A 26479-nucleotide genomic window follows, 5' to 3' on the forward strand; every position below is an offset into this window, starting at 1 on the left:
GTCGGCGGCCGTTGCAGACGAAGGGCGCCCAACGGCGTGACGCGGTCCTACTCCATCGCTTACATACCGTCCAGTCGGTTTCTAAAATGGTGACCTATGCGTGCGAAACGGCAGCGGCTGGCGGAACGGCCGGAAATCATCCTGGAGGCGGCCGACGCCGTGTTGCGCAAGGGCGGCGCACGGGCCTTGACCATCGATGCGGTCGCGGTCGAGGCCGGTCTCAGCAAGGGCGGCGTCCTGCACCACTACGCATCGAAGGATGCGCTGATCCTGGCCCTGGTGGCCCGCAAGCTCACCGAGCTGCGTGAGGAAATCGTCGCCTGCGAGGGTGAAGTTCCGCCCGGGCCGTCGCAATTGCCGATGGCGATGGTGGCGCATGTCCGCTCGCATTACTGCGACGACGACGAGTCATCGCGGGCGCTGCTCCTGGCGTCGATCGAGTATCCCGAAGCTCTGAACGATTACCGGGCCTTCGTGGCCGATCAACTCGACCGGCTCGGCGGGATGAACAGCACGTGCCCCGGCGAGGGCTCGGTGCTGTTCTTCGCGATCCTCGGGGTGATCATGGGCCGGACCCTGGGATTCCATCAGCTCGACCTGGACGAGTTGAAGCCGATGTTCGACGCCCTGGAACGCATCGCCCGCAAATCGGACGCGTAGGCTCGCCGCGCACCCGGGCCTTTGGTTGTGGACGGCGCTTCGCGATGGCCGCCCCCCTGGCGGAGGCAGATCGAGAGCATCCTACCGAAAGCCGGCCGCCGGCCTTCGGATTGAGGCCGACGCAAACCGGACGTGTGTGCAGGTGACGGACCTTGCAATGCGGATCGCACGGCGCCGCGATGGTCACGGCGCCCGGAAAGATCTACGCGCTGAGCCGCGGTCATCGAGCCTGTAAAGCGCGCGGCTGCTTCATTCCTGTATCGCTGGACCGAAGCCGTCAGAAGACTCTCAGCACTGTCACGCCCGTGGCTGACAAGGGCTTTGCGTGCGGGTCGCGATTTTCCGTGCGATGACGTGTGTTCGTCGTGCGCCCCTTAGTCCGTCGGCTGAACGAGCGCGTTGACTGCCGTCCCGTTACTCGCCGCCAGCGTAGCGTCATGAACGAACACGTCGCGATCTCGCCGCCCGACGACCTGCGCCGTGCCCTGGCGCGCACCCTCTACGAGCATGACGGCAGCGGGATCGCCGATTACCCGGCGTGGGACGATGACGCCCTCGATACGCATCACCCCGGGCTGCGCGAGCGCTATCTCGAACGCGCCGACGCCCTGGCCGAAGGTCCCCTCGCCGCCCTGATCACGGATCGAACCGATGTCACCGCGCGCGACGAGGAATTGCGCGTCCTGCGGCGTCAGCGCATGGCGCCGGAGCGCGAACGCGAGTTGCTCGAGGCCAACAACCGGGTGCTCGCGCGGGCCAACGCGGCGGAAGCCGAGCGCGTGGCCGCCGACGCCGAACTGACGACGGCATTGCGGGAAAGGGACGTCGCCCGGGAGGCCGAAGCGTTCTGGCAACGCTTCGCCTTCGATGCCGACGAATTGGCGACCCGCCGCCTGATCGAGCAGACCCACGCCCGGGCGGAAGCCGAGCGCGTCGCGATCCGCGAACGATGCCGACGTGAGCGGGCCGAGAGCGCGCTCCGCCTGTTCGCCGACAGGGCCGAGGTCATGCCGAAGGAGGGCTGGGCGTCGGACCTGGCCACCGCCAACCGGGACATCCCGCTCTGGTGGTTTCATGCCGCCCGGGTCGCCCTCGACTCACACGAGCCACAGCCTGGCCCGGAGCCGAGCACGCCGTAAACCGGACCACGCCCACAGGGCGGGCAATGCAAGCCGCCAGCGTGGTGCGGACTTCAGGCGGCCGCGGGCCTCGCGAGATCCGCGGGCGGCTCGCGGAACAGGGCGGTGCAGCCGGAGCCGCGGTGCATGCTGAGGATCGAGGCGCGGTCGATGTCGGGATGCGCCTTCAACACCTTCTGCACGCAGCACAATACGCGGTCATATTGCGCGGCATCGAAATTCGGTTCCAGCGGGCTCACGGCGATGTAGGTCTCGACGACGAGCACGCGTTCCGCCCTGTCGCGGTCGACATCGACGGCAATCCAGGAAGACTTGATCAAGCTGGTGCTGGCGAGCATGGGCGTTCCTCGTTCAGCGTTGTCGCGGGACCGTCCGTTTGGCGAACGGTGTATTTTGGCGGAATGATGGACCGCCTTAAGACGTATGCCAAGAGGGACCGGATCAGTTCCCCCAGTGCACGGAGCCCGCAGCGTTGAGACGCAGAACTCTTGGGTCTATGCTACGGCGATGCCTACAACCTTCGCGAGTGCTTCTTTCTACTCGCCTCCCGCGAATGGCATGTGGTATACAAGCGTGACGGCCCTCTCGATGGGGCCGGCGTGACGGGTCCGCGAATCGACGGGACCGCGCATCGGGAGGGAGTTTCGGCATGATCCGTCCGAGACGCGGGGACGCGGGTCTCCACGATCGTTACGCAGCCGTCGCGACGGCGCGGCGCGCGAGACCTCACCGCTGCAGCCCGTCACCGTCCGTCGGCGCCAGGCCGATCACGGACCCGACCTGAGACACAGCCCGCCGCTTCCCGAAACCCGATCCGAGACCGACCATGACCAAGGCCCTTGAAGGCGTCCGCATCCTGGACTTCACCCATGTGCAATCCGGCCCGACCTGCACCCAGCTTCTGGCCTGGTTCGGCGCTGACGTGATCAAGGTCGAGCGGCCGGGAGTCGGCGACGCCACCCGCCAGCAGTTGCAGGACATCCCGGATGTGGACAGCCTGTATTTCACGATGCTGAACCACAACAAGCGCTCCCTCACTCTCGATTCCAAGAACCCGAAGGGCAAGGAGGTGCTCTGGCGCCTCATCGAGGAATGCGACGTCCTCGTGGAGAATTTCGCCCCCGGCGCGTTGGCCCGGATGGGTCTGACCTGGGAGAAGATCCACGCGAAGAACCCGCGCATGATCTTGGCATCCGTGAAGGGCTTCGGCCCCGGCCGCTACGAGGATTGCAAGGTCTACGAGAATGTCGCGCAATGCGCCGGCGGCTCGGCCTCCACCACCGGGTTCCGGGACGGCATCCCGATGGTGACCGGCGCCCAGATCGGCGATTCCGGCACCGGTCTGCACCTGGCGTTGGGCATCGTCACGGCGCTCTACCACCGCACCCAGACCGGCCTCGGCCAGAAGGTCGACTGCGCCATGCAGGACGGCGTGCTGAACCTCTGTCGGGTCAAGCTGCGCGACCAGCAGCGCCTCGAGCACGGCCCGCTCCAGGAATACAGCCAGTTCGGCGAAGGCATCCCGTTCGGCGAGGCGACCCCGCGGGCCGGCAACGATTCCGGCGGCGGCCAGCCGGGCCGGATCCTGCGCTGCAAGGGCTGGGAGCAGGACCCGAACGCCTACATCTACGTCATCACCCAGGCAGCGGTCTGGGATCCGATCTGCGACATCATCGGCGAGCCCGATTGGAAGACCGACCCGAACTATGCCTCCCCGAAGGCGCGCCTGCCGCACCTCAATGAGATCTTCACGCGCATCGAGGCCTGGACGATGAAGATGTCCAAGTTCGAGGCCATGGACATCCTGAACGGGCACGACATCCCGTGCGGCCCGATCCTATCGATGAAGGAGATCGCCGCCGACGAGGCGCTGCGGGCGACCGGTACTATCGTGGAGGTCGATCACCCGACGCGCGGCCGCTACCTCTCGGTCGGCAACCCGATCAAGCTCTCGGCGAGCCCGACCGAGGTCGTGCGCTCGCCGCTCCTGGGTGAGCACACCCAGGAGATCCTGCGCGACGTGCTCAAGTACTCGGAGGAGGAGGTCGGCGAGATCTCCGGCTCCGGCGCCATCGGGGGCGTACAGAAGATCGCGGCCGAGTAAGGCCCTCAGGCGATTCCGGGCCGAGCGTCCGGGATCGCCGCCGACTGCCCGCTTAACGTCGTAGTCCAACTCAAGAAATCCCGCCTCGCTTCGGGGCCGGACGACGCCAGGGATCGCCCATGCGCATCGCCGTCATCGGTCAGCAGGACTTCGGCAAGGCCGTCCTGGAGGCATTTCTGAAGCGCGGGGATACCGTGGCGGGCGTGTTCTGCGCGCCGGAGAAGCCCGGTGCCAAGCCCGACGTGCTGAAGACCGCGGCGGAGGAGCACGGGCTGCCGGTCTTCCAATTCCCAAGCCTGAAGAGCCCGGAGGCCGAGGCGGCGATGCGCGGCCTCGAGGCCGATATCGGCATCATGGCGTACGTGCTGCAATTCGCGCCGCAGAGCTTCGTCACCATCCCGAAGCACGGCACCATCCAATACCACCCGAGCCTGCTGCCGCGTTATCGCGGTCCGTCCTCGATCAACTGGCCGATCGCCAAGGGCGACCTCCAGACCGGGCTGACGATCTTCCGCCCCACTGACGGCCTCGATGAGGGCCCGGTGATCCTGCAGAAGGTCTGCGAGATCGGCGGGGATGCGACCCTCGGAGACATCTACTTCAACAACCTGTTCCCGATGGGCGTGGACGCCATGCTGGAGGCGGCTGACCTCGTGGCGGCCGGCCAGCATATCGAGATCGACCAGGACGAGGACGCGGCGAGTTACGAAGGCTGGTTCCGTACCGCGGAGGCCGAGATTCGCTGGTCCGCCCATGCCGAGCAGATCTACAACCTGATCCGCGCCGCGAACCCGGCTCCGGGCGCCTGGACCACCCTGGCCGGCAAGAAGCTGCAGATCTTCGATGCGCGCCTGCACCCGGTCCGCCGCCTGGGCGACGTGAAGGGCAAGCCGGGCGAGGTCATCGCCGTGGACGACGACGGGTTCAGCGTCTGCGCGCAGGGCGGCCGGATCGAGGTCCGGAAGGTCAAGCCGGAGGACGGCAAGAAGGTCTCGGCCGCCGAGTTCGCCGCGTCCGGCGGCATCGCGGTCGGGCAGTTTCTCGGGCGCTGACTGCCGACCGAGCGCCGATATCAGTCGGTGGCATTGAGCCCGTAGCCGCGGAAGCGCTCGACGGTGTTGGCGATCTCGTGGTCGGACAGGACGTTCGGAGCCCCGACCTGAAGCGCCACGGCATATTGCCAGCACAGGGTCTCCAACTCGACGGCCAGCCACACGGCCTTCTCTAGGCTGCCGCCGGCGGCGATCATGCCGTGATTGGCCAACAGGCAGACGTTTCGGCCTTCGAGGGCGGCGAGCGCCAGTTCCGACAGCTCCGCGGTGCCGTAGGGCGCGTAGGGTGCGCAGCGCACGTTGGGGCCGCCGAAGGCTGCGATCATGTAGTGGACCGCCGGGATCTGCCGCCCGCAGAGGGCGAAGGCGGTGCAGTGGATCGGGTGGGCGTGGACGACGGCGCCCACCTCGGGCCGCGCCGCCAGGATATCCCGGTGGAAGCGCCATTCCGAGGACGGCTTGAGCCCCGCCGGGTAGGTCCCGTCGAGGGCCATCGGCACGATGTCGTCCGGGCCCATGCGCGCCGTCGGCACCCCCGAGGGGGTGATCAGCAGGCCGTCGCGGAACCGCACCGAGACGTTGCCCGAGGTGCCCCGGTTCAGACCCTGCGCGTCGAGATCCCGCGCCGCCGCGACGACGCCTTCGCGCGCGATCCGTTCGTCCTTGTCCATGCCCGGTCTCCGGTTGCAGCCGGCATCCGGTACGCATGAAGGCCCGGCGCCGTAAAGCGGCGCCGGGCCTCTGAGCGGATGGGTCCTGCCGTTACTGGGCCAGAACTGGTGCCAGGCTCGTCTGCGGGGCCTTGGTGTAGGCTGCGCGCATCGGCTTGAGAACGAACAGGGCCAGGAGCGCCGCCAGGATGTTGAGACCGGCCGCCACCAGGAACACCGTGTGCCAGCTTCCGGTCATGGTCGTGAGCACGCTGGTATAGGGCACGATCAGGGCCGCGGTGCCTTTGGCCGTGTAGAGCAGGCCGGCATTGGTCGCCGCGTATTTCGACCCGAACGTGTCGCCGCAGGTCGCAGGGAACAACGAGTAGATCTCGCCCCAGGCGAAGAACACCAGGCCGGTGAGCAGCACGAAGGCGATCGGGTTCTCACCGAACTGGCTCAGCGCGTAGATGCCCAGACCTTCGATGGCGAAGGAGATGAACATCGTGTTCTCGCGGCCGATATGGTCCGAGACCCAGCCGAAGAACGGCCGCGTCACGCCGTTGAGCACGCGGTCGAGGGTCGCCGCGAAGGTAAGCGCAGGCAGCGTGATCCCCAGCAGCGAGACCGGGACGTCGGCGATCTTGAAGTCCTTGGCGATCGGGCCGAGCTGCGCGGTGGCCATCAGGCCGCCGGCGGCCATCATGACGAACATCGCGTACATCACCCAGAAGATCGGGGTGCGCACCATCTCGCCGGGCTTGAAGTCGCGCTTGGACTGGCTGACCCGGGCGACGTCCGGGACCTGGCCCTTGGCCGGCGACCGCAGGAACAGGGCGATCAGCATCACGATCACGCCCTGGCCGATGCCGAAGTAGAAGAACGCGGCCTCGTAGCCCTGCGACTTGATCATCGCCTGGATCGGCACGACGGTCAGTGCCGAACCGGCGCCGAAACCCATCGCGGTGATGCCGGCGGCGAGACCGCGGCGGTCCGGGAACCACTTGAGCGAATTGCCGACGCAGGTGCCGTAGACCGCTCCGGCGCCGGTGCCGCCGATCGCGGCGGCGACGTAGAGCATCGTCAGCGTTTCGGCGTAGGAATTCATCACCCAGGCGATGCCGCACAGCAGGCCGCCGAACAAGGTGACGATCCGCGGACCGTACTTGTCCACGAACCAGCCTTCGATCGGGACCAGCCAGGTCTCGGTGACGACGAACAGCGTGAACGCGATCTGGATCGCGGCGCGATCCCAGCCGTGACGCTCCTGCATCGGATTCACGAAGAAGGTCCAGCCGTACTGCATGTTGGCGATCATGCACATGCAGACGACGCCGAATGCGAGCTGCAGCCATCGGCCCGCCCCAACCGGTTTGCGAATCTCGGACATACGCTTCCCTCCTCGCTGGATTTATTATTCTGTATCTAATCCCGGCGGTGTTTATGCCCGGACACGGCCGCCCTTGTCAGAACAAAGCGAACGGCATGCTTTGAAAAATTCTTGACCGACAGACAAACGAAAACTCTGCCGGTGTTATCACTGACCGTCGCACCCCGTCACCGAATACATGCTGGTGTACGGTATGCCAGAAGGATGGTGCTGGCGGCGGGAGATTCTGTCAATCGATCCTGCATAAAAATACACGAATATGCCGCTGGATTAATGCTCGCCGTCATTCGTACGGGCCAAATCCGGAACTACCGTTCCAGATAGTGCTCCTCGACGGCGCACAGGCCGGACTGCGCTCAGGCCCAAGGGTCTGTGGGTCGGCTCGTAATTGACTAGGATCGGGAAAAGGTTTGCGTTAGTTCGTTTTACGAGCGCACGATAGAGAACACGTGCGAGACAATATGGGCGTGGGCCGGCTGGACGAGGCATGTCGAACTCAGAACCGTTGAGCGTTAAACCGATCGTCGCCAGCTCCAGTCTACGGACCTTGGCTTATGAAGCGCTCAAAACTGCTATAACTAACATGGATATCTACGGGCGGCCCGATGAGGTGCGGCTCGATGAGCGGAAACTGTCGCAGGATCTCGGGGTCAGTCGCACACCCGTTCGCGAGGCGCTCACCGTGCTGGAGCAGGAGGGGTTCGTCCGGTCCGAGGCGCGCCGCGGCGTGTTCGTCATCAAGAAGAACAAGGGCGAAATCGTCGGCATGATCCACGCCTGGACGGCGCTGGAGAGCATGGCGGCCCGGCTCGCCTGCACCCGGGCCACCGACGCGCAGCTACGTGCCCTGCGTGAATCATTCCCGGAATTCTACGAAGGACAGCCGTCCGAGCACATCGACGAATATTCGGATGCCAACATCCGCTTCCACCAGCGGATCATCGCGCTCGGACATTGCGAGCCGATTGCGGAGCTCACCAGCAATCTGCTGATGCATGTGCGGGGGATTCGCAGCACCGCGTTGCGGCAGGGCGACCGCGCGCAGCATTCGATCCGCGAGCACGTGGCTATCATCGCCGCGCTGGAGGCCCGGAACGCCGACACGGCCGAGCGGCTCGTGCGCGAGCACGGTCTTGGGCTGGCGCAACACGTCGACACCTACGGCGATTATCTGGACTGACCGTCCGTCCCAAGCGGGGATTGGCGCGACAACGCTCAGCGGTTCGTTCAACGCCACGGCACGCTACAAGCGACCTCAATCCTCAGCCGTGCCTGTGATTGCAGTTGCGCTTGCGGTGCAACACGTCGCTCGCGGATCGCACGAGGCTGTCGCTTAGAAAGTGGCGATCCCCTTCGGAAATGCGTCGGCCGGTCGGTTTCACCGCATCGGCGAGGGCATGCGCTCTCGACATATTTGGCATTCGGTATTTGGCATACCAGTTTGCGTTGCGGCATGGCATTTCTTGCATCGCACCATTCAGCGTCCAGCCGAGCCGTACCGGAGCCTTCCGATGATCGCCAACTTCGTCGTCGTATTCACCGCCTTCGCCGCCTGCCAAGCCCTCCTGGCCGTCAAGCTCGCCGACGTACTGAGCCCGGCGTCCGATGCCGGCAAGCCCGTCGCGCAGCAGACCCGACAGGACGGCGCCGTCAGCCTCGCGTAAACACTGTTTTTCGGCGCCTATACGCCGGCAGATTGCGTAGGGTTAACACTTTGCTGAAAGGTTTCCGTTAGCGTCAACATATCGTTGACCATGCGGACCGGGGAGCAACCGCGTTGGCCCTCGGCATACAAGCGCAGACCGCAAACAACCCGTTCGTGCTGTTGATTTCCGATCGCCCGACCGAGCGGGCGGCCCTGGAGCGCGCCATCGCGCTGGTCATGGATTGCCGGGCGGTTGCCGCCGGCTCGGCGATCCCGGCGGGGCGCCCGCACCTCATCATCCTGGATTTGCATCCGGCGCAGGCCGCGGCTTTCGAGCCGGCCCTGACCCATCGCGGCCGTCCGATCCCGCGCCTGGTCCTGGTCCGCGGCGAGCCGCTCAGCCCGGCGCCGCATCTTCGGCAGTTGCCCGCCGCCGCACCGCGCCAGCTCGTGCTGGCCAACGTCTTCGCCATGATCGAGGCGGTGACGCGCTCGGTGGAAACCCGCATGCAGCGCCTCGTCGGCCGCGTCACGGATGCCACCGGGATCGTGGCCGAGCTGTTCGACAGTGCGGCGCTCGGGGCGGGCCTGCAGCGCGCCGATGTCGAGCGCGGCATCGAACTGGTTCTGGCTGCCGTCTCGGAGGCCGGGATCACGGCCTGGCTCGCCGAAGTCTGGCGCCATGATGTCGGCGTCTACCAGCACACCCTCGGGGTCGCGGGACACGCTGCCAGTTTCGGGGCGCAGATCGGCTTGAGCCGGATCGATCTCGCCCGCCTCGTGCGATCCGCCCTGCTCCACGACATCGGCAAATCGCGGATCCCGACGGAGATCCTGAACAAACCGGGCCATCTGGATCCGGAAGAGCTGCGGCTGATGCAGCGGCATCCCGTGATCGGCGCCGACCTGCTGCGGGCTCAGGGCGGCTTCGAGGCCGAGGTGATCGATGTCGTCCTGCATCATCACGAACGGCTGGACGGCAACGGCTACCCGGACCGGCTCTCCGGCCGGGCGATCTCCGATCTCGTGCGGATCGTGGCGATCTGCGACGTGTTCTCGGCGCTGACCGAACGGCGCGCCTATCGCCAACCCGCCAGCCCCGCCGAGGCGCTGGCGATCATGGTCGACGGGATTGGCCATCTGGATCCCGATCTCCTGCGCGTGTTCGCACCGGTCATGCTCGGGGGTGACGCACTCGCGGCATAAGACCCGTGGCCGTCGTGCCACGGTCGGGTTGTTGCGCCTGCGGGCGTCTCCCAGCGCCGCGCTTTCGCCGCAACCGGTCCCGAGGGAGACGCATCCCTCCCGGAACTGCGATCGACCGTGTCCAAAGCTCTCCTTCCTCTCGCCGCGGCCCTGGCGCTGGCACTTGCCGGCTGCGGCGGCCTGTCCTTCACGCCCGAGCCCAATGTCGAGAACGCGACCCATACCGCGATCCTCGACGAGGTCGCGGCGGCGGCCGCGATCTCGGCCTATCGGGTCCAGCACGGATTGAGCCCGGTCGTCGTTGACGGCGGCCTGGTGAAGGCGGCCGCGTTCCAGGCCGGCAACAACGCGCGCAACGGCCAGCTCAGCCACGATGTCGGCGGCAGCTTCACATCGCGGATGGCCTCGGCCGGTCTGGCGAAGTCCTACGCGGCGGAGAATCTCAGCGCCGGCTCGGAGACCTTCGAACAGGTGCTGGCGCGCTGGAAGGCCAGCTCCGAGCACAACAAGAACATGCTGCTCCCGCAGATCCGCAGGATCGGCATCGCCTGGGTCGATGCGCCCAACACCCGCTACAAGCGGTTCTGGGCACTGGTGATGGCAGGAAGCTGAACGATCAGCGCATCGTCATTGTCGGTAAGCCGGCGGCCACCTTAGGATCGATGCGTCAGGCTTCGGCCGGAGCCAGATCGACGATCCGTACTTGCGCCCGCTCGGCACCGCGCCAGCGGTCGCAGGACAGGGTACCGGCGACGTGCATCTCCTGGCCGATGCCCCTCAGCAGGGCCTGGCCCAGCGGCCGCTCGGCGGCCCGGAAGCAGATCGCACCCACAGCCTGTCCGTCGCGACTGCGCAGGCGCGCCCGGACGTGCCCGGTGCCGACCACGGCGGCGTCGACCAGGCGGTGACGGCCGAGCGCGAAGACCGGCTCCGGGGCGCCCTGACCGAACGGTCCGGCGCGCTGGAGCAACCGGACGGTCTCGGCGGTGGCGCCGCCGGCGCTCAATCCGCCGTCGATCAGCAATGCGTCGGCGGCCCGCGAGACGGCGACGCTGGCGCCGAGCAACGCGGCCAGATGTGTCTCGAAGCGGGGGATGTCGTCGGCCCGAAGAGTGACGCCCGCCGCCATGGCGTGACCGCCCCCCTTGCTCGCGAGCCCAGCCTCGACGCAGGCCCGGACGGCCAAGCCGAGATCGGCCCCTGGGATCGAGCGCCCGGAACCGGTGGCGCTGCCGTCGGGCCTGATCGCGAACGCGAAGGCCGGTCGGTTGAAGCGCTCCTTCAGCCGCGCCGCGATCAACCCGACGATGCCCGGATGCCACGCGGCGTCCCCGGTCACCAGGACGGCGCGCGCGGGATCGTGGGTCAGGGCGCGGTCCATTTCGGCTTCGGCCTCGGCCACGGCATGGGCCTCGATGGCCTGACGCTCGCGGTTGAGCCGGTCGAGGTCCGCGGCGATGCGGGCGGCCTCGGCGGGATCCGCGGTGGTGAGCAGGCGCGCGCCCAGCGCCGAATCCCCGATGCGACCGCCGGCATTGATCCGCGGCCCGAGCACGAAGCCGAGATGCCACGCTTCCGGGGGCTCACTGAGCGAGGCGGCGTCGAGCAGAGCCGCCAGACCGGTCCGGCCCCGGTGGCGCATCACCGTCAATCCCTGGGTGACGAAGGCGCGGTTCAGGCCGACCAACGGGACGACGTCGGCAACGGTCGCCAGCGCCACGAGGTCGAGGGCGTCTGTGAGCGCCGGCTCGGGGCGATGCGGCCCGAAGAAGCCGTCCCGGCGCAGGGCGCGGTTTAGGGCGGCAAGCGTCAGGAACACCACGCCGGCGGCGCAGAGATGGCCGAGCCCGGAGAGGTCGTCGAGGCGGTTCGGGTTCACGATGGCCCGGGCTGGCGGCAACACCTCGGCGGCGGCGTGGTGATCCAGGACGATGACGTCGAGACCGGACTTTTCGGCCTCCTCCAGAGGCCCGTGGCCGCTGGTGCCGCAATCGACGCAGACCAGCAGGGTCGCCCCCTCGGCTGCGAGCGCGGTGATCGCCGCGACGTTGGGTCCGTAGCCCTCTGTGATCCGGTCGGGAATGTGGATCAGGGCCCGAAGGCCGAGCTGGCGCAGGTAGCCGGCGAGCATCGCTGCGCTGGCTGCGCCGTCGACATCGTAATCGCCGAACACGGCGACGATCTCACCGCACCGGATCGCGCGGACCAGCCGGCGCACGGCCACATCCATGTCGAGAAGCGTGTCCGGATCCGGCATCAGGTCGCGCAGGCGCGGCGCCAGATGCCGAGCGGCCCCGTCCGGGGCCACCTGCCGACCGGCCAGAACACGGGCCAGCAACTCGGGCAGGCCGTGTGCCTGGACCATCTTGGCGATCTGGTTCTGCACTGCCGAGCCGGCACAGCGCTCCTGCCAGCGCCGCCCTGTCACAGATGCGGATACCCCCAGGAACGGCGGCGGTTCGGAGATCAGCGAGGCGGTGGCGGCGGACACGGATGGCACCCTACACCGTGTCGGCCCCGGACGCGCGGCGTATCAGCAACAGCGGCCGCGATCGAACGGCGAGCCGGTACGACAAAGGGGCGCGCATCACTGCCCGCCCCTCGCCGAAACCACCCTGTAGAGGGCCTCAGAACGCCTTGAGGATGTTGTCGACCACCTTCTTGGCGTCGCCGAACAGCATCATGGTGTTGTCGCGGAAGAACACCTCGTTCTCGACGCCAGCATAGCCCGAGCCCATGCCGCGCTTGATGAACAGCACCGTCTTGGCCCGCTCCACGTCGAGGATGGGCATGCCGTAGATCGGCGAGGCTTTGTCGGTCTTCGCGGCCGGGTTGGTGACGTCGTTGGCGCCGATCACGAAGGCCACATCCGCCTGCGGGAACTCGCCATTGATATCTTCCAGCTCGAACACCTCGTCGTAGGGCACGTTCGCCTCGGCGAGCAGCACGTTCATGTGGCCCGGCATACGGCCCGCCACCGGGTGGATGGCGTATTTCACATCGACGCCCTCCTTCTTCAGGAGGTCGGCCATCTCGCGCAAGCTGTGCTGCGCTTGCGCGACCGCCATCCCGTATCCCGGGACGATGATGACGCGCTCGGCGTTCTTCATGATGTAGGCAGCGTCGTCGGCCGAGCCCTGCTTGACCGGGCGGGTCTCGACCTGGCCCGGACCGGCTGCGGCGGTATCGCCGCCGAACCCGCCCAGGATGACCGAGATGAACGACCGGTTCATCGCGTGGCACATGATGTACGACAGGATCGCGCCCGAGGAGCCGACCAGGGCGCCGGTGATGATCAGCGCGAGGTTGCCGAGGGTGAAGCCGATGCCGGCCGCGGCCCAACCCGAGTAGGAATTGAGCATCGACACGACGACCGGCATGTCCGCGCCGCCGATCGGGATGATCAGCAGGCCGCCCAACGCGAAGGACAGCAGCACGATCAGCCAGAACACCGCCTTGCTCTCGTTGCCGATGAACAGGGCGATCAGCACCACCAGCGCCACCGCGATGCCGATGTTGATCAGGTGCCGCTGGGGCAGCATGATCGGCTTGCCTGACATCCGCCCGTCGAGCTTGGCGAAAGCGATGACCGAGCCGGTGAAGGTGATCGCTCCGATCGCGGCGCCGAGCGCCATCTCAAACAGCGACTGCTTGTGGATGTGGCCGTTCTCGAGGATGCCGACCGCCTGAGGCGCGTAGAGCGTCGCCGCAGCGCCCGCGACGGCGGCAAGGCCGACCAGCGAGTGGAACGCCGCCACGAGCTGCGGCATCGCCGTCATCGGGACGCGCTTGGCGATGACCGCGCCCGCGCCGCCGCCGATGCCAATGCCGAGGATCACGAGGATCCAGGCGCCGAAGCCGGCGGGCGGATGGCCGATCAGCGTGGTGAGCACGGCGAGCGCCATGCCGATCATGCCGTAGAGGTTACCCTGCCGGGACGTGGTTGGGTGCGAGAGCCCCCGCAACGCCATGATGAACAGGACGCCGGAGACGATGTAGAGAAGGGCGGAGACGTTCTGGGACATCGTCTCAGGCCTTCTTCTTGTACATGCCGAGCATGCGCTGGGTCACGAGGAAGCCACCGAAGATATTCACGCTGGCCAGCACGATGCCGATGAATCCGAAGGCACGGGCCCAGCCGGTGCCTTTCTCCAGGAGCGGCACGCCCGCCGCCAACAGCGCACCGACGATGATCACCGACGAGATCGCGTTGGTGACCGACATCAGCGGGGTGTGCAGCGCCGGGGTCACCGACCAGACGACGTAGTAGCCGACGAGAATCGCCAGCACGAAGATGGCGAACTGGAAGACGAAGGGGTCCACGGCGCCGCCGGTGGCGGCGCTGATCCCGTGGCCCATCCCGGCCGCGATGGCCTGGGCTTGGTCAGCGGCGTTGCGGGCGACATCGGCGGCTGCACGCGCCGCGTCGGCCAGGACGCGGGTCTGATCAGCGGCCTGATCGGGAGGGACAACAAGGTTTGCCATACTGCTTCTCCTCGCGATCGGTCTTCAGCGGGCGTCGGATGGGGCCGGGGCAGGCTCGGCCTTACCCGTTTCCGACTTGGCCAGACCCACGGCCGCAGCCTCCGAGGCCGGTCCGTCGGTCTTGGCCTGGAACGAGGCGTGGACCACGGAACCGTCACGCGTCAGGTTGGTGGCCTTCACCAACTCGTCGTCCCAGTTGATCGCCAGAGCCTTCGACTCCTTGTCGATCAAGGTCTCGACGAAGGCGTAGAGGTTGCGTGCGTAGAGACTCGACGCCGTGGCGGCGAGGCGCCCCGGCACGTTGGTGTGGCCGACGATCTTCACGCCGCGATCGGTCACCACGACCTCGCCCGGTTTGGCGCCCGCTACGTTGCCGCCGCGTTCGACCGCCAGATCGATGAGGACCGAGCCCGGCTTCATCGAGGCGACCATGTCCTCGGAGACCAGCTTCGGGGCCGGACGGCCCGGGATCAGCGCGGTGGTGATGACGATATCCTGCTTGGCGATGTGGCCTTTCACCAGCTCGGCCTGCTTGGCCTGGTAGCCCGCCGACATCTCCTTGGCGTAGCCGCCCGCGGTCTCGGCCTGCTTGAACTCGTCGTCCTCGACCGCGACGAACTTGGCTCCGAGCGACTCGACCTGTTCCTTGGTGGCGGGGCGCACGTCGGTGGCGGTCACCACCGCGCCCAGGCGCCGGGCCGTGGCGATCGCCTGGAGGCCGGCGACGCCGACGCCCATGATGAACACGCGGGCCGCAGGCACGGTGCCGGCCGCGGTCATCATCATCGGCATGGCGCGGCCGTATTCGGCGGCGCCGTCGACGACTGCGCGATAACCGGCAAGGTTCGCCTGCGAGGACAGTACGTCCATCACCTGCGCGCGGGTGATGCGGGGCATCAGCTCCATGGCGAATCCCGAGACGCCTGCATCGGCCATCGCCTTCAGCGCGGCCTCGTTGCCGTAGGGATCCATGATCGCGACTACGGTGGCGCCGCGCTTGAGCAGCGAAAGCTCGTCTTCGGCCGGTCGCCGAACCTTCAGGACGAGGTCGGCATCCCGTGCCGCGTCTGCGGCGCTGCCGGCGATCTCGGCCCCGGCCGCCTCGTACTCGGAATCCAGGACTCCGGCCTTCTGCCCGGCCCCCGCCTGCACGGTGATGTCTACACCGAGCGCCTTGAACTTTTTGACGGTCTCCGGGACCGCGGCCACCCGCGGCTCCGCAGAGTCCGTCTCAGACAGCACAGCGATGCGCATGCGAGGCTTCCCCTGGATAAGCTTGGCCTCCCGAATGCGCGAACCGGCACGGCTTTTCGAGACGCGAAAGAAGATTGCGCTGATGGAATAAGTGGGAATGTAACCCGCGGCCTGCCGACAAGACGGCCGCGCTTCAACGCGTCATCAGACAGCTCGTCCGATGGGGCGAGCCGTTATCTTCGCGAACTCAGGCGAAGGCCAGGTAGAGGAACAGGAGAATCGCCACCACGAGGGGGCCGCGCCAGCCGATCGCGGGGGCAAGCGCCCCAACGGCGCCGGCCACGCCCGACACGATCACGCTGAGAATCGCCAGCAGCCAGGCTTCGCGGATACCGCCCACTGCAAGGGCCAGCACCCAGCAGATCACCACCCCGGTACCGATCTCGACGAAGCGAACGAAACCGCGATAGGTCTGCTCGTGGGTGCTTGCGTCCATCGCCGGGCTGTAGGTGTGCCCGCCCACCGTCTCACTCTCGGCCATCGTGCGCTCGTTTCCCTTGGATGCGACTTCTTGTGGTCGCATTGGGATGTAGCTCAAGCGTTTTCCTGCCGCAATCGGACGCACGCAAGTTGATTGCCCCCTCGGTGGACTCCCGTAGAGCCAACTAGGCCGGCATCGGCAATCCGGCCTGGGTCAGGATCTGAGCCTGCCGCTGCCCCAGCTCCTCCAGCGAGAAGTGCTCGATCTCGGCCTCGAACAGCTGGTGATAGTTCAGCTCCGAGCGAAGATGGAGGAACACCGCGCCGAGGCCCACGGCGGCGCGGTCCATGAACACGAATTCCTGCGGCACCGTCACCGGACCCCGCTCCTTCAGCGCCTGGTGGACCTGGAACGCCTGGCGCCGGCCGTACTCACCCGGCTTGACCCCATCGGCCACGGTGCGGGTGCGATCCTCCAGGAGCGGGCCGTAGATGAACCGCGCCCAGATGTTCAGGATCTCGATTTTTTCCTTGTCGAGGTTCTTGAAGCCCCAAACCTCGTAGGCGTGGACGATTCGGGCGGCGTCATCCTCCAACAGGCCCCGATACAGATCGACGACGCCGCCGACGAAGCGGGGATGGAAGATCCGCACGCAGCCGTAATCCAGCAGGTTGATGCCGGCCGCCTCACCGCCCTCGGAGAAGACGGTGTAGTTGCCGAGATGCGGGTCGCCGTGGATGACGGCCGCGCGGCTGAACGGATGCCACCACGCCTTGAACATCGACTGCGCGATGCGATTGCGGACCTCGACGGGCTCCTCGGCAAAGCTCAGGATCTTATTGCCGTCGAGCCAGCTGAGGGTGAGCAGGCGCTTGGTCGACAGGTCCGGATAGACCCGCGGTACGCGCACCGCGTCGATATCCTTGAGGATCTCGCCGTAGAGGCTGGCGTGCTTCGCCTCGTGCTCGTAATCGAGTTCCTCGCGGACCCGGGCGCCGATTTCCTTGGCGATCTCGCGGGTATCGAGCCAGCTGTTCATGCGCCGGTGGAGCGCGAAAGCGATCTCGAGTTGCTTCAGATCGGCCTCCACGGCCGATTGCATGTCGGGATACTGGAGCTTGCAGGCCAGCAGCTCGCCGTCCGTCGTCGTCGCCCGGTGGACCTGACCCAGCGAGGCGGCGGCTGCGGGCTTCAGGTCGAAGCTGCCGAAACGACCCTGCCAGGCGATGCCCAGCTCGGATTGCATCCGGCGCTTTACGAACGCAGCGCCCATGGGCGGCGCGTCGGCCTGCAGCTTTTGAAGCTCCACCGCGTATTCGGGCGGCAGCAGGTCGGGAATGGTGGCCAGAAGCTGCGCCACCTTCATGATCGGGCCCTTCAGCCCGCCGAGAGCCTGCGCCAGGGCCGCTGCGCTGGTCGTCCCCTCCTTGCCGAACAGCCGGGACATCGCCATCCGGGCGGCGACGCCACCGACATTGGCGCCGACGCTGGCGTAGCGCCCGGCGCGGGCGGAAAAGCGATTGGCTTCGCGGTCGGTCTCGGCCATTGTCCAGGATCTTCCTCGGTGCAGACCTGGACATAAGCCTTCGCCGGCGGCGCACCAGAGCGCCGGGTCGCTGCGCCGCGGCGTCTCAGCCGGCCGGCCAGTTGTCTCGGATCCAACGGGTCAGGCCGGATTCGTCGATCTCGCCCGCCGCGAGGCCGAGGATAATGGCGGTCGCTTCCGCTTGGTCCGGAGCAAACCGCACATTGTTCAGCAGTAAGAAGCCGAGCATCGCCAAGAACCCGGCGCGCTTGTTACCATCGACGAACGGATGATTGCGGACGATGTCGAAAGCATAGGCTGCAGCAAGTTCTGGAAGCTTCGTACCTTCGTAGCGCCACCGGTTGATCGGTCGGCCCAATGCAGATTCGAGTGCGCCTGGATCCCGGATCCCGGACGCCCCGCCGAAGATGCGGAGCTGTTTCGCGTGTGCGTTGATGACGTCAGCGGTCGTCAACCATTCCGGTTCGTCATCGGTCCGATTCTCGATCATTTCGCCAACTCGGCGAGAGTGTTCCGGTAGCGATCCATGATGTCATCCATGATCGCTGCCACCTTCTCGGCGTGGCTTCCGTTTGGCTCAGCGGGCATCTCCCAGATCGTGCCGGACTTGACGAATTTCGCTTTCCGGACGCGGCCACGGCGCTTTTCGCCACGCGCGTCCCGGGCGATGCGGAATCCTCGTGCCGTTAGTAGATCGCCGATCAATGCGCCGGTCGATTGGATCGCGTGATTACGTGTCGCCGGATCAAAACTTTCGATGATCGGCTCGATGTCCCAAACCACCGCCTGCACGGCCGGGATCTCCAGGCGGCTCAGCAGTTCGTATTGCGGGATTTTTTCGGGACCGGTCAGGATCCTCCTGATGGCGGCGGCTTCGGGACGGTCGAAGAAGGCGGCATGACTTGCGTTCATGAGAATCTCCTACAGACTCATGTAACGGCTTAGCGGCGTCAGTCAACGTTGCGCAGCGCGACGTTGACTGACGCCGCTAGGCAATCAGTCCATCCCTTCCAGCTCGACGATCATCCCTTCGATCATCCCGAGCCCGATCTGCCAGAAACCCGGGTCCCGGGCGTCCAGGCCGAATGGTGCGAGCAACTCGCCATAGGGCTTCGAGCCGCCGGCTGCGAGCAACGCGAAGTAGCGGTCCACGAAGCCGGCTTCAGCTTCGGCGTAGACTCCGTAGAGCGAGTTCACAAGGCAGTCGCCGAACGCATAGGCGTAGACGTAGAACGGCGAGTGGATGAAATGGGGGATGTAGGCCCAGAACGGCTCGTAGCCGGAATCCAGGGTGATGGCCGGTCCTAGCGACTCCGCCTGGACCGAGAGCCAGAGGGCGTTGATCTGGTCGCTGGTCAATTCCCCCTTGGCGCGGGCGAGGTGGACCTTCCGCTCGAACGAATAGAACGCGATCTGGCGCACGACCGTGTTGATCATGTCCTCGACCTTCGCGGCGAGCATGGCCCGGCGCTGCGTCGTGTCGGTGGTCTCGGCCAGCAGCTTACGGAAGGTCAGCATCTCGCCGAACACGCTGGCCGTCTCGGCGAGGGTCAAGGGCGTTGGTGCCATCAGGGCGCCGTTCGGACCGGCCAGCACCTGATGGACGCCGTGACCGAGTTCGTGGGCGAGCGTCATCACGTCCCGCGGTTTTCCCTGATAGTTCACGAGGACGTAGGGGTGCACCGAGGGCACGGTCGGGTGCGCGAAGGCGCCCGGCGCCTTGCCGGGCCGCGTCGGCGCGTCGATCCAGCGCTCGTCGAAGAACCGCTTCGCGATCCCGGCCATCTTCGGCGAGAACGCGTCGTAGGCCGACAGCACGGTGTCGCGCGCCTCCGTCCAGGGAATCGTACGCTGCTCGACCTTCGGGAGCGGCGCGTTGCGGTCCCAGTAGGGCAGCGCATCCTGGCCGAACCACTTGGCCTTGAGCCGATAGTAGCGGTGCGAGAGGCGCGGATAGGCCGCCTGCACGGCGTCGACCAGGGCGGCGACCACCTCGGGCTCCACCCGGTTGGCGAGGTGGCGCGCATCGGCGACGTCCTTGAACCCGCGCCAGCGGTCGGAGATCTCCTTATCCTTCGCGAGGGTGTTGGTGATCAGCGTGAAGACACGGAGATTGCCACGCAGAACCTCGCTGATCGCGCCCGCAGCCTCGCGGCGGACGGCGCCATCCGGATCCTGCAGCCTGTTGAGCGTCGGTTCGAGCGGCATCTGCTCGCCCTGGACGGTGAAGCGCAAGGCCGCGATCGTCTCGTTGAACAACCGGTCCCAGGCGGCGTTGGCCGTGACCGACTTCTCGAGGAACAGTTTCTCGGTTCGGTCGTCGAGCTGGTGCGGCTTCTCGCGCCGCAGATCCTCGATCCAGGGCGCGTAGTGCGCCAGCAGTCCCTGGAACATCGCGGTGTCCATCAGCACATCGTCGACCCGGTTCAGTTCGAGGGCGAAGAACAGCAGGTCGGCTGAGGCATCGGTCAGGCGCTCGCGGGTGTCGCCGTAGAACTTGGCCCGCGCCTCGTCGGTCGTATCCCCGGAATAGATCAGGCCGGCGAACGACATCAGCTTGCCGAGCAGATCCTCGATACCCTCGTACGCCTGAACCGCCTCGACGAGGCGGTCGGACGCATTCGGCGCAGCGGCCAGCTCGGCGATCCGGCCGGCATAGCGCTCTGAAAATCCGCGGCACATCTCCTCGGCTCGGGCCATGTCGGCTGCGAATTCCGGGGTATCGAGACCGGAATAGAGGTCCGACAGGTCCCATTCCGGGAGATGGCCGAGGTCGACGGCCTTGGCGGCGGCGCGTGCGGCGCTCACGCCCTCCGGCAGACGGACGTTCACCGGCGAAGCGGTGGTGCTCGGCATCATATCTCGCGATCCTCTTGGGGGCTCAGCCTCGTACCGTGATATCGAGCGCGCGGCCACGCGTTCAACGGCACGGGTCGCCCCGACGCGATAACGACCGAATGCAAACGTCGTTAAGCGCCACTTTACGTCTCTCCGGCACCCTACGGTTCGAAACGAAACAGTCGCCGACTCGGGCGGTGCGGTGCGGGCTTGTCCCGAGCCGTGTCCAGGCCTGACTCGCCGATCAGGGAGCCGCCATGTCCACCACCGTTCTCATCGTGGACGACGATCCGGTTCAGCGGCGCCTCGCCGAGGCGGCGGTGCGCCGGTTCGGTTTCAACGCGCGCGTGGTCGAGACCGGTGCCGACGCGCTGACCGTGCTGAAGACCGAAGGTGCGGACGTGGTCCTCCTCGACCTGGTGATGCCGGGTCTCGACGGGCTCGGCGTGCTCGCCGAGATGCGCAGCAGCGGGCTCGACACGCCCGTCATCGTGCAGACCTCGAACGGCTCGATCGACGCCGTGGTCAACGCCATGCGGGCGGGCGCCGTCGACTTCGTGGTCAAGCCAGCCGGGGCCGAGCGCCTCCAGGTCTCGATCAAGAACGCCCTGCGGGTGGACGTGCTGGAGGAGGAGGTGCGCCGCATGCGCCGCCGCGCCTCCGGGGCGCTTACCTTCAAGGACCTGACATCCAAGAGCCCCGACATGGAGCGGGTCATCCGCCTCGCCGAGCGCGCGGCCAAATCGAACATCCCGGTTCTGATCGAAGGCGAGTCCGGCGTCGGCAAGGAGGTACTGGCGCGGGCGATCCAGGGGTCGGGCGACCGGCGCGGCAAGGCGTTCGTCACCGTCAATTGCGGTGCCATCCCGGAAAACCTCGTCGAGTCGACCTTGTTCGGGCACGAGAAAGGCGCCTTCACGGGCGCCACCGAAAAGCATGCCGGCAAGTTCGTCGAGGCGTCGGGGGGGACCCTGTTCCTCGACGAGATCGGCGAATTGCCCCTCGACGCACAGGTCAAGCTGCTGCGCGCGCTTCAGGAAGGCGAGGTCGACCCGGTGGGCGGCAAGCGCTCCGTGCGCGTCGACATCCGCCTCGTCTCCGCCACGAACCGCTCGCTGCTCGATCTCGTGAAGCAGGGCAAGTTCCGCGAAGACCTCTATTACCGCCTCAACGTATTCCCCATGACGCTGCCGCCCCTGCGCGCCCGACGTGAGGACATCCCGGATCTGGTGCGCTCGTTCTGCGCCCGGTTCTCAGCCGAGGAGGGCAAGCGGGTCCGTGCGGTCACCCCGGAGGCGATGGCGCTGCTCACCCGCTATCCTTGGCCCGGCAACGTCCGCCAGTTGGAGAACGCCCTGTTCCGCGCCGTGGTGCTTGCCGATTGCGACGAACTGACTGTGGCCGAGTTCCCGCAGATCGCCGCGCAGGTCGAAGGTTTCGACGTCCGCATCCCGGCAGCGCCCACCCAGCCGCAGATGCCGGCCTACGCCCCCGAGCCGGTGCGCGAGATCGTCCGGGTCGAGGTCCGCGACCCGCATGCCATGTCGCTGGTCACCGAAGAGACCGGCGAGATGAAGACCATGGATGTGCTGGAGGCCGAGATCATCCGCTTCGCGCTGCAATTCTATCGGCAGCGCATGTCCGAAGTGTCCCGCCGCCTCGGAATTGGCCGATCCACCCTCTACCGCAAGCTGAAGGACCTCGGTCTGGAAGGCGACGAGAAGACCGAGGACGCCGCCTGACCCGCGCTGGGTGCGCTAGCGCACTGCGCGGTTCCTGGAGCGACGGCCGGACGAACGACTTCCCGGCTCTGTCGAGCCCATGAGCGTGACCAAGCGACACCATGTCGTTTGCTATTCCGACCAGATGTCACGACGCAGAAACTGAAGACTAGACGACGAAGACTGCAGTTGCTCAACGCCACGCTTGAGCGGATAATCACAATCTGAGCGTGCGGCCCTGCCGCCGCGTCCCGGGAGATCACGATGCGCGTCCCGCGCTCCAGCCTCGTCGCGCTGGCCGCCCTACTGACCGGATCGCTGGCATCGGCTGGCGCGCTCGGCGCCGAGACGGTTGCGCTGGACCCGGCAGTCCTCGGCACGCCTGCGCACCCGGTCGAGCCCGCGCAAGCGGCACCGACCGGCTCCGATCCAGTGTCGACCGCCCTGCCCGACTACAAGCCCGAGGCGCCGAAGCCCGAACCGGCTCCGGCGCCGGTGGTGACGGCGCCCGTCGCGCCGGCCGATCCGCTCGGCGCCGCGATCTACGCACGGTTCGCCGACACCGCACCGCTGCTGCTTCGCCTCACCGGCAAGGACCGTGAGGGGATTCGCGCGTTCTACGAGGCGCGGGCCGACAAGCCGCTCTGGATCGCCGACGGGGGCTGGACCGAGGCGGCCAAATTGGTTTCGGCGCGCCTTGCCGCTGCCGCTGAGGACGGGCTCGACGCCAGGGCCTACACGGTCCCCACCCTTGCCGGAACGCCCGACGCGAAGGCGGTGGCCGATGCCGATCTCCGGCTTTCGGCAGCGGTTCTGCTTTACGCCAAGGACGCCCGGGGCGGCCGCATCAACCTCGCCTCGATCTCTCGTCTCATCACCCCACAGCTCGATCTGCCCGACGCCAGCGCGGTGCTGACCAAGCTGTCCGAGGCGGGCTCCAAGGCTGGCGAGGCCCTTGAGGCGTACAATCCCTCCACGGCCGGCTATCAGGCTCTCAAGACACGACTCGCCACGCTGCGCGGGCCGGCCCCCACGGCTGTGAAGCCGTTGCGCCTGCCCCCGGGCCCGGCCCTCAAAACCGGCATGCGGGATCCACGCGTGCCGCTGCTGCGTACCTATTTCGGTCTCGATACGCGCCCGCCCGGGACGCTCGACCGGGCGCCGGGCGAGCCGGAGGAGTATGATGCCGCGGTGGCCGATGCGGTGGCGAAGTTCCAGCGCGGCCGCGGCCTGCCGGGGAACGGCGTGCTGGACGTGCAGACCGTCCTGGCGCTCGCCGATGTCGGCCGGCCTGCTCGCGCGAGCGGCAGCGAGGCCGAGGTGATCGTCAACATGGAGCGTTGGCGCTGGCTGCCGGGCGATCTCGGCCCCGATTACATCCTGGTCAACATCCCCGAATATCGCCTGCGTGCCTATCGGGGCGGCAGCCTGCGCGACGAGGCCCGCGTGATCGTGGGCAAGCCGGAATCGCGCACGCCGCTCTTTTCCGGATTGATGGAATACGCGGTGGTGAACCCGTCGTGGTACGTGCCGCCCTCGATCCTGAAGACCATGGCGCCGAAGCTCGCGGGCTACGGCGGCAAGACCTGGGGCGGATACGAGGTGGTGCGCCACGGCGGACACATCTCGCTGCGTCAGCCCCCGGGCGAGCGCAACGCGCTCGGCTTCATCAAGTTCATGTTCCCGAACCAGCACGCGGTCTACCTGCACGACACGCCGAACCGGTCGCTATTCTCCGCGGCGAAGCGTGATTTCAGCCATGGCTGCGTCCGCGTCGACGACCCCTTCCGCTTGGCCGACGCCGTGCTGCCGGACTGGTCCGAGGCGCGGCTCAAGAAGCTGATCGGCAAGGGCGAGCGCACGATCCGGCTGCCCGCGAAGCTGCCGGTGCATCTGGCCTACTTCACCGCCTACGTGGACGACGGCGGCACGTTCCGCACCCTCCCCGATCTCTACGGGTACGACGCGCCGATGCGCGCCGCGCTCGGCCTGCCCGGTGGCGGCGGACCGGCGATCGCCAAGCTCCCGGAGGAGAAGGCGCGCAGGAAGCCCGAGGCCGCGCCGGTGGCCCAGGCCCATCCGGCCCCGCGCCGCGAGGCCGCGCGCGCCCGCCGCTACTCCGACGTTCAGCCCAGCGACCGTTACGACGACTATGATTCGCCGCGTCGGAGCGTGCGCCGGGCCGCCCGCGCGGACGGTGCGCCGGAATACGGGGAGCCCGGGCTGTGGACGCCCGCCCCCGCGCCTGTGTCGCGGGGCTGGTGGTAGGCGCGCCACCGGACCGCGCCTTCAACTCACAGGTGCGCGGCCGCACAGCCGGGCACGATTTCGCCACGGTCCAGCCTTAGCCGTTCCCATCGCAGACTCGGCGAAGGGAAGCGATGTCGGCCGTCACCGGCCAACCGCCGCGACCAGACATCCGCCGAGCACCCTATGCGGGTTCGGGAGAGGATCAGGACCACCGTGCCGAGCCTTCGCAGAACCGCCCGACACCTCGTCCTCGCCTTGTGCGGCACGGCCCTCGGCTTGATCGCCGGAACGGTCGAGACCGAGAACGCGGTGGCCAACGGCGATACCCGCACGCTCACGATCTACCACACGCATACCAATGAGAGCGCGACCATCACGTTCAAGCGCGATGGCCGGTACGACCGCGCGGCCCTTGAGCAAATGAACTGGCTCCTGCGCGATTGGCGCGTCAACGAACCGATCAAGATGGACCCGCGCCTGTTCGACACGGTCTGGGAGGCCTACCGGCAGGTCGGCGCGACCCAGCCGATCCACGTCGTCTCGGCCTATCGCTCGCCCGGCACCAACGCGATGCTGCGCCGCCGCTCCCGGATGGTCGCCGAGTTCAGCCAGCACATGCTCGGCAAGGCGATGGACTTCTACCTGCCTGAAGTCTCGATCGACCGGATTCGAGAAGTCGGATTGCAGATGCAGCGCGGCGGCGTCGGCTGGTATCCGCATGCCGGCACGCCCTTCGTCCATCTCGACGTCGGCTCCGTGCGGATGTGGCCGCGCATGACCCACGACCAGCTCGCCCGTCTGTTCCCGGACGGCAAGACCGTCCACCTCGCGAGCGACAACCGCCCGTTCCCACGCTACGAGGAGGCGAAAGCCGAGATCCTGGCGCGCGGCGGCACCGTTGCCGGCCTCACCACCCAGATGGCGAGCGGCGAGGAGGAAGACGGGCCGGGCCTGTTCGGCTTCCTGGCGAGCCTGTTCGGTGGCGGCTCCTCCACGCCGGAGCCAGTCGCGCCACCGCCGCCGGCACCCGTTGCGAAGAGAGGCCGCCAGGCCCCCGTCGTCGCGGTGGCCAGCGCAGATCCGCAGGATCCGGTCGGCACCCGCGCCGCCCTCGCCTACGCCGCACCGAACGCAGACGACACGCTTCGCAACACGCTCACCCGCCAGGACCAGGCCAGGACCGCTGTAAGCCCGCCGGTCGATGCCCGGGCCCTGCTCACCGTGGAGAAGCCGTCTACGGGCGCCGACGAGGCCGTGGCGGGGATTCTCGCACCCCTGCCGCCGCGCCGGCCCTCCGGGTTCGCCGTCGTGGCCGCGGCCGCCATCACCATGCCGTTGCCGCCGCCGCGTCCTATTCAGTTCGCCTCGCTCGCGGGCGGCATGGCCAACCTGTCGGCTCCGACCGCAACGCGGGCTCTGGCAAAGGATGCTGCCGTCGAGCCGGCCCCGCGGCGCCCCCTGGTGGCGGCCGATGCAGACGCGAAGGCGCAGTTGCGCTCCCTGTTCGAGGCGGCGTCCACCGGTCCGGTCACCGCGCCGGCAAGCCGCAACGCCCCGGTTCGCGTCGCAGCCACGCGTCTACGCGAGGCCGCTCCGGATGCAGTCGTGGCGGCAAGGCCGGGACCGGTGGCGACCAAATTCAGCGCGAAGAGCCCCGGCGACGAACTCACGGCGGCGCGGTTCACCGGCTCGGCTACGCGCACGACGGCCGGAACGCGCTGAGACCGGGATGGGTAGAAAAGCCTCCGCTCAGCGCAACGGCTTCGAGAGGTTGATCGCCAGGGCGGAGACCAGGGTCGCGGCGTAGCCGTCGTCCTGCGTGTCGGCGATACGCTCGGCCTCGCCGCCGCTATTGGCCGCGACCGACATCATCAGCATCACGGCGGTGGTGATCGCCCCGAGGCCGGCGACCGTCGCGACGTAGGCCCGCACGGCCGCCCGCGGGACGGGAGCCGCCTGGCCGGCGTCGACGTAGAGCGAAGGTGGGCTGCGGGGAATCATGGCTGGTGATTCTGGCGCCTGACACTGGGCCCGGCACGGAGCGATGTGCATCACGCGCGACCGGCCGGATCAATTGGTAAACGTGCCGTTCTAGGCCCGGTTCAACAGCCGCAAACG

The 26479-nt window shown here is 67.4% G+C and carries 24 protein-coding genes; 11 read left to right on the forward strand and 13 right to left on the reverse strand.

Features of this window, described 5'->3' with window-relative positions; all coding sequences use genetic code 11:
- Positions 1-96 precede the first annotated feature (96 nt).
- Positions 97-660 (forward strand): TetR/AcrR family transcriptional regulator, encoded by a 564-nt coding sequence (locus FVA80_RS14705; RefSeq protein ID WP_147906708.1) that lies wholly within the window; start codon positions 97-99, stop codon positions 658-660.
- A gap of 356 nt (positions 661-1016) precedes the next feature.
- Positions 1017-1799: a hypothetical protein gene (locus FVA80_RS14710; RefSeq protein WP_246692400.1), complete on the forward strand. Its 783-nt coding sequence runs from the start codon at positions 1017-1019 to the stop codon at positions 1797-1799.
- Between the two features lie 53 nt (positions 1800-1852).
- Here the strand turns inward: FVA80_RS14710 and FVA80_RS14715 are convergent, their stop codons facing one another.
- Positions 1853-2137, reverse strand: a complete 285-nt coding sequence (locus tag FVA80_RS14715) for a hypothetical protein (RefSeq protein WP_147906706.1) — start codon at positions 2135-2137, stop codon at positions 1853-1855.
- 488 nt (positions 2138-2625) lie between these two features.
- Between FVA80_RS14715 and frc the strand changes: the two genes are divergently transcribed.
- On the forward strand, positions 2626-3903 hold the full coding sequence (gene frc, locus FVA80_RS14720; protein ID WP_147906705.1) for a formyl-CoA transferase: 1278 nt from the start codon (positions 2626-2628) through the stop codon (positions 3901-3903).
- Positions 3904-4022: 119 nt separating this feature from the next.
- Positions 4023-4955, forward strand: coding sequence for a methionyl-tRNA formyltransferase (locus FVA80_RS14725; protein WP_147906704.1), 933 nt, complete (start codon positions 4023-4025; stop codon positions 4953-4955).
- Between the two features lie 20 nt (positions 4956-4975).
- On the opposite strand, the gene FVA80_RS14730 is transcribed toward FVA80_RS14725, so the two are convergent.
- Positions 4976-5626: a class II aldolase/adducin family protein gene (locus FVA80_RS14730; protein ID WP_147906703.1), complete on the reverse strand. Its 651-nt coding sequence runs from the start codon at positions 5624-5626 to the stop codon at positions 4976-4978.
- Between the two features lie 91 nt (positions 5627-5717).
- Complete coding sequence (gene oxlT, locus FVA80_RS14735; protein WP_147906702.1) at positions 5718-6995, reverse strand: oxalate/formate MFS antiporter; 1278 nt, start codon at positions 6993-6995, stop codon at positions 5718-5720.
- Between the two features lie 487 nt (positions 6996-7482).
- On the opposite strand from oxlT, the gene FVA80_RS14740 reads away from it, so the two are divergent.
- From FVA80_RS14740 to FVA80_RS14750, 4 genes are all read left to right on the forward strand, one after another.
- Positions 7483-8175, forward strand: a complete 693-nt coding sequence (locus tag FVA80_RS14740) for a GntR family transcriptional regulator (protein WP_147906701.1) — start codon at positions 7483-7485, stop codon at positions 8173-8175.
- Between the two features lie 331 nt (positions 8176-8506).
- Positions 8507-8659 carry a hypothetical protein gene (locus tag FVA80_RS30565; protein ID WP_187193691.1) on the forward strand — a complete coding sequence of 51 codons (153 nt, stop codon included), beginning with the start codon at positions 8507-8509 and terminating at the stop codon, positions 8657-8659.
- A 113-nt stretch (positions 8660-8772) separates the two neighbouring features.
- Positions 8773-9846, forward strand: a complete 1074-nt coding sequence (locus FVA80_RS14745) for an HD domain-containing phosphohydrolase (protein WP_147906700.1) — start codon at positions 8773-8775, stop codon at positions 9844-9846.
- Between the two features lie 117 nt (positions 9847-9963).
- Positions 9964-10458: a CAP domain-containing protein gene (locus tag FVA80_RS14750; protein WP_147906699.1), complete on the forward strand. Its 495-nt coding sequence runs from the start codon at positions 9964-9966 to the stop codon at positions 10456-10458.
- A gap of 55 nt (positions 10459-10513) precedes the next feature.
- Here the strand turns inward: FVA80_RS14750 and recJ are convergent, their stop codons facing one another.
- The 9 genes from recJ to FVA80_RS14795 all read right to left on the reverse strand — a co-directional run bounded on the left by recJ (position 10514) and on the right by FVA80_RS14795 (position 20411).
- Positions 10514-12337 (reverse strand): single-stranded-DNA-specific exonuclease RecJ, encoded by a 1824-nt coding sequence (gene recJ / locus FVA80_RS14755; protein ID WP_147906698.1) that lies wholly within the window; start codon positions 12335-12337, stop codon positions 10514-10516.
- A 136-nt stretch (positions 12338-12473) separates the two neighbouring features.
- Entirely contained in the window at positions 12474-13871 is a 1398-nt protein-coding gene (locus FVA80_RS14760) for an NAD(P)(+) transhydrogenase (Re/Si-specific) subunit beta (protein WP_147906697.1), read from the reverse strand.
- A gap of 4 nt (positions 13872-13875) precedes the next feature.
- The gene (locus tag FVA80_RS14765; protein WP_147906696.1) at positions 13876-14331 is read right to left on the reverse strand and encodes a proton-translocating transhydrogenase family protein; all 456 of its coding nucleotides are present in this window, start codon (positions 14329-14331) and stop codon (positions 13876-13878) included.
- A 24-nt stretch (positions 14332-14355) separates the two neighbouring features.
- Positions 14356-15585 (reverse strand): Re/Si-specific NAD(P)(+) transhydrogenase subunit alpha, encoded by a 1230-nt coding sequence (locus FVA80_RS14770; protein WP_147906695.1) that lies wholly within the window; start codon positions 15583-15585, stop codon positions 14356-14358.
- A gap of 187 nt (positions 15586-15772) precedes the next feature.
- Positions 15773-16066 (reverse strand): aa3-type cytochrome c oxidase subunit IV, encoded by a 294-nt coding sequence (locus tag FVA80_RS14775; protein ID WP_147906694.1) that lies wholly within the window; start codon positions 16064-16066, stop codon positions 15773-15775.
- 124 nt (positions 16067-16190) lie between these two features.
- Positions 16191-17552, reverse strand: a complete 1362-nt coding sequence (locus FVA80_RS14780; protein WP_147906693.1) for an AarF/ABC1/UbiB kinase family protein — start codon at positions 17550-17552, stop codon at positions 16191-16193.
- An 85-nt stretch (positions 17553-17637) separates the two neighbouring features.
- On the reverse strand, positions 17638-18042 hold the full coding sequence (locus tag FVA80_RS14785) for a type II toxin-antitoxin system death-on-curing family toxin (RefSeq protein WP_147906692.1): 405 nt from the start codon (positions 18040-18042) through the stop codon (positions 17638-17640).
- The gene (locus FVA80_RS14790) at positions 18039-18464 is read right to left on the reverse strand and encodes a hypothetical protein (protein WP_147855379.1); all 426 of its coding nucleotides are present in this window, start codon (positions 18462-18464) and stop codon (positions 18039-18041) included. The genes FVA80_RS14785 and FVA80_RS14790 overlap by 4 nt, the downstream gene beginning before the upstream one ends.
- A gap of 84 nt (positions 18465-18548) precedes the next feature.
- Entirely contained in the window at positions 18549-20411 is a 1863-nt protein-coding gene (locus FVA80_RS14795) for a M3 family oligoendopeptidase (protein ID WP_147906691.1), read from the reverse strand.
- A gap of 236 nt (positions 20412-20647) precedes the next feature.
- Here FVA80_RS14795 and FVA80_RS14800 point away from each other — a divergent pair, with 236 nt between their 5' ends.
- From FVA80_RS14800 to FVA80_RS14810, 3 genes are all read left to right on the forward strand, one after another.
- Positions 20648-22132, forward strand: a complete 1485-nt coding sequence (locus FVA80_RS14800; protein WP_147906690.1) for a sigma-54 dependent transcriptional regulator — start codon at positions 20648-20650, stop codon at positions 22130-22132.
- A gap of 243 nt (positions 22133-22375) precedes the next feature.
- Positions 22376-24379, forward strand: a complete 2004-nt coding sequence (locus tag FVA80_RS14805; protein ID WP_147906689.1) for a L,D-transpeptidase family protein — start codon at positions 22376-22378, stop codon at positions 24377-24379.
- A 195-nt stretch (positions 24380-24574) separates the two neighbouring features.
- Positions 24575-26083, forward strand: coding sequence for a DUF882 domain-containing protein (locus tag FVA80_RS14810; protein ID WP_147906688.1), 1509 nt, complete (start codon positions 24575-24577; stop codon positions 26081-26083).
- 27 nt (positions 26084-26110) lie between these two features.
- Here FVA80_RS14810 and FVA80_RS14815 read toward each other — a convergent pair whose 3' ends face one another.
- On the reverse strand, positions 26111-26362 hold the full coding sequence (locus FVA80_RS14815; RefSeq protein WP_147855265.1) for a hypothetical protein: 252 nt from the start codon (positions 26360-26362) through the stop codon (positions 26111-26113).
- Between the last annotated feature and the right edge of the window lie 117 nt (positions 26363-26479).

Source organism: Methylobacterium sp. WL1, assembly GCF_008000895.1.
GTDB lineage: Bacteria > Pseudomonadota > Alphaproteobacteria > Rhizobiales > Beijerinckiaceae > Methylobacterium.